The 2,900-nt window shown below is 67.8% G+C and carries 6 protein-coding genes and 1 pseudogene; 3 read left to right on the plus strand and 4 right to left on the minus strand.

Annotated features, from left to right (window positions below):
• Positions 1-361, plus strand: a pseudogene (locus AC2VNT_RS14770) (guanylate cyclase); the annotation flags it as partial.
• 6 nt (positions 362-367) lie between these two features.
• Here the strand turns inward: AC2VNT_RS14770 and AC2VNT_RS14775 are convergent.
• Complete coding sequence (locus tag AC2VNT_RS14775) at positions 368-691, minus strand: putative quinol monooxygenase (protein ID WP_486947569.1); 324 nt, start codon at positions 689-691, stop codon at positions 368-370.
• Complete coding sequence (locus AC2VNT_RS14780) at positions 688-927, minus strand: hypothetical protein (RefSeq protein WP_486947570.1); 240 nt, start codon at positions 925-927, stop codon at positions 688-690. The genes AC2VNT_RS14775 and AC2VNT_RS14780 overlap by 4 nt, the downstream gene beginning before the upstream one ends.
• A gap of 191 nt (positions 928-1,118) precedes the next feature.
• Here AC2VNT_RS14780 and AC2VNT_RS14785 point away from each other — a divergent pair, with 191 nt between their 5' ends.
• Positions 1,119-1,268, plus strand: a complete 150-nt coding sequence (locus AC2VNT_RS14785) for a hypothetical protein (RefSeq protein ID WP_486947571.1) — start codon at positions 1,119-1,121, stop codon at positions 1,266-1,268.
• Between the two features lie 2 nt (positions 1,269-1,270).
• On the opposite strand, the gene AC2VNT_RS14790 is transcribed toward AC2VNT_RS14785, so the two are convergent.
• The gene (locus AC2VNT_RS14790) at positions 1,271-1,480 is read right to left on the minus strand and encodes a hypothetical protein (protein WP_486947572.1); all 210 of its coding nucleotides are present in this window, start codon (positions 1,478-1,480) and stop codon (positions 1,271-1,273) included.
• A 254-nt stretch (positions 1,481-1,734) separates the two neighbouring features.
• Between AC2VNT_RS14790 and AC2VNT_RS14795 the strand changes: the two genes are divergently transcribed.
• Positions 1,735-2,400 carry a nitroreductase family deazaflavin-dependent oxidoreductase gene (locus tag AC2VNT_RS14795; RefSeq protein WP_486947573.1) on the plus strand — a complete coding sequence of 222 codons (666 nt, stop codon included), beginning with the start codon at positions 1,735-1,737 and terminating at the stop codon, positions 2,398-2,400.
• Between the two features lie 9 nt (positions 2,401-2,409).
• Here the strand turns inward: AC2VNT_RS14795 and AC2VNT_RS14800 are convergent, their stop codons facing one another.
• Positions 2,410-2,709, minus strand: coding sequence for a type II toxin-antitoxin system RelE family toxin (locus AC2VNT_RS14800; protein WP_486947574.1), 300 nt, complete (start codon positions 2,707-2,709; stop codon positions 2,410-2,412).
• Between the last annotated feature and the right edge of the window lie 191 nt (positions 2,710-2,900).

A 2,900-nucleotide genomic window follows, 5' to 3' on the forward strand; every position in this document is an offset into this window, starting at 1 on the left:
AGACCGGATGCTGCGCGTCATCGCCCGGATGGACGGCACCGCCTTCCCCAGCACCGCACGGCTCACCGGCCGGTGGCTGCGCGGCCGGATCCCCACCGTCAGCGACTGGACCCGAGGAATCCCGGTGCTGGACCGCAAGGTCAGCCAGGCGGCCCGGCGCCGTAAGGCACACCGGGCCGGGGTCCCGCTGGAGACCGCCTACTGCGCGGAGACGGTGCCCATCACCTACGAGGAGATGGGCTTGCTCACCACCGACAAGCACCACACCTGGTTCGACCCGGGCTCGTTCTGGAGCGGTGACATCCTGCCGCTGACCCCCGGCTACGAACTGGGCCGCGAGATCACCGTCGTGCCGGACTGACCCGGGCTACTCGACGGTCATCTCGGCCATCGCCGACCAGCCGGTGGCATCGACGGTCTGGCTGATGATCCGCGGGGTGGCCGAAAGCGCCTGCGGCAACTCGACCACCGCCTGCCGGAAGTGCTCACTGTTGACGTGGGCGGCACCGGCTTCGGCGTCCCGGAACGCCTCGACCAGCACGAACTCGTGCGGGTTGTCCACGCTGCGCGACCACTCGTACCAGAGGTTGCCCGGTTCGGCCCGGGTCGCTTGGGTGAACGACGCCGTCAGCGCCAGCCAGCGGTCGGTCCACACCGGTTTGGTCTCGAACTTGACCACGATGAAGATCACCGCCGGGCCTCCAGCCTGGTGCGCACCGGGGTGGGGCAGGTCAGATCGCGCACCGGATAGTGCTGCTCCCCCGCGGCGTGCAGTTGCCGGTTGCGCTCCGCGGTCACCGCGCCGGTCGCCGCGTCGTCGGCGGTGGTGGCCGTGGCGCGGAACACCACCTGGCCGTTGGCACCATCCGCGGCGATCGCGTTGCCGGTGGCGTCGATGACGCCGCCCAGGTCGGTTGAGGTCGTCATGACAGCCGACAATACCCAGATTCGGCCGGACGGTGCGTGCTAGCTTCGACGTCCGATGCCGCCGGCGAACAGCCAACCCACGCCGCAGGATGTGGTGCACTTTGCCATCTCCGAGTGGGAGTACGCCTGCCGTCGACCTCGGAGATCCACGCCTGCGGCGACCGGGCAACCACACCGATATCACCCACACCGTGCACGGCGAGGCACGTCAGGTCAGCATCGCGGTCGGCGACCAGCACGGCGGGGCGGCCTACTACGACGTCGATTCCGGCACGCCGGCGGCGGCGGTCGCAGCGCCGTTGTTGGTGGTGCCGACGATTGACGCGGCCGATCTCGGCTGACGTCAGCCCTTGAACGGCAGCAGCTTGTGCAGCCGGTCGATCTCCTTGCGGAGGTCGTGCAGGGCAGCCGTGCCCCGGGAGGTGTTCGTCAGGGCGTTGAGGCCGCCCGCGGTGTCGGTGAGCTCCGTCAGGTGGTCGTATGCGCTGCGCAGCGAGGCCACGGTGGCTTCGATCTGCTCGGCGGTCGGCTTCTGGGTGCTCGGCTGGGTCACAGCTCGGAGCCTAGTCGATTCCGCTCGGCGGTCCGCGGCGTTTACCCGGTTTCGACCACCCGGTAGGGCGCGTCCAGCCCGCCACGAAATACCGCCGGTCCCCAGGTGCGGTGACCGTGCGCACCCGGCCGCGGAACCGCTGCCCGGCGGTTGCCCCGGCCAGCGTGCGTTGTTCAAATGCGTCGCGGTAGTCAGCACGGGACGGCAACCAGCACCCGCTCCACATGCACCCACCTCGCATCAATGACTATCAAATGCTGCACTGTTTGCCGCCACGCGACAACCGCACCGGTGCTGCCTTGCCAACCGGCCATAACGTCGTTATGCTGGAGTCCAGCCGCATGGGCAGGGGGCTTGCGATGGATCGACACACGCCGGCAGTTGTACCGGAATCACTGCGCTATCGCGACGGCCACTACACGCTGGAGCGATTCCCCCGCGCCGACGCTACGTCGGCGCGCAGCATCCGCTGGGTGACTCGCCCACTGCGGGCACTGCATCGACCGTTGTTTGCGGTGTGGATGCCGTTCGGTGTCGCCGCCTTGACCACGAAGGGGCGCAAGTCCGGAAAGCCGCGGACCACCTTTGTCCGCGCCTACCGAGACGGCACCACGGCCTATTTTGTCTCCATTCGCGGCGAACATGCTTTGTGGCTGAAGAACATCCGCGCTAACCCCACCGTGACGCTGCGCTTCCGGAACAAGCGACTGACCGGAATCGTTCGCGACCCAGCCAGCGACGCCGAACGCGCCACCATCGATGACGCATTCTGCACGCGCACCCGCCCGTTCGACTACGCCGAGAATATGTTCCACCGCAAGGGGTTTCCAACACGGACCAAGATCATCGAACTGCATCGAGCCTGGCTCGAAGGCGGCACGCCGCTGATCGTGGAGTCCGGAGCGGCCGCTACCCGGTGAGCCGAAACGTCACCGGCAGACATCTCGGCGATGCGCGATATGGATCACGCGGACGACGACTCGGTCGTCGAAAATCTGGTACATGACCCGGAATTCGCCCCGCCGTGCCGAGTACCGCCCCTCCGACGCGCCGCGGAGCGGTTTGCCGACCCGATGAGGGTTCTCGGCAAGCGGACTTCGGATTAACTCCCAGCACGCAACGGCAACGACGCCGGGACGCCCGCCGGTCAGCGCCCTCCTGGCAGCGCTGGTCAACTCGACCCGGTAGGTACCGCGGGCGGCGCGCATCTCCTCTGGCTTGCAGCACATTCTTTACGTCGCCCTCGATTGTGAGCTACACCGCGCGATCTACTGACGTTTCCATGGGTCTGTTTTCATGCTGCTCGGCCCGGTAGTGAGGGGCAGAGGCCGCCTCGGGTGCGCGGTGCCATGGCGATGAGTGCTTCGGGGCTGTGATAGCGCGCCGTCGGGATCGCCGACCTGCTCACCGCCGCCGTGGC

The sequence above is a fragment of the Mycobacterium sp. TH-M15 genome, from assembly GCF_057473705.1.

Coding starts and splice junctions, on each gene's coding strand:
- AC2VNT_RS14780 (WP_486947570.1), bottom strand. CDS start 927: ATGACGACCTCAACCGACCTGGGCGGCGTCATCGACGCCACCGGCAAC.
- AC2VNT_RS14795 (WP_486947573.1), top strand. CDS start 1,735: ATGCTGCACTGTTTGCCGCCACGCGACAACCGCACCGGTGCTGCCTTG.
- AC2VNT_RS14800 (WP_486947574.1), bottom strand. CDS start 2,709: ATGTGCTGCAAGCCAGAGGAGATGCGCGCCGCCCGCGGTACCTACCGG.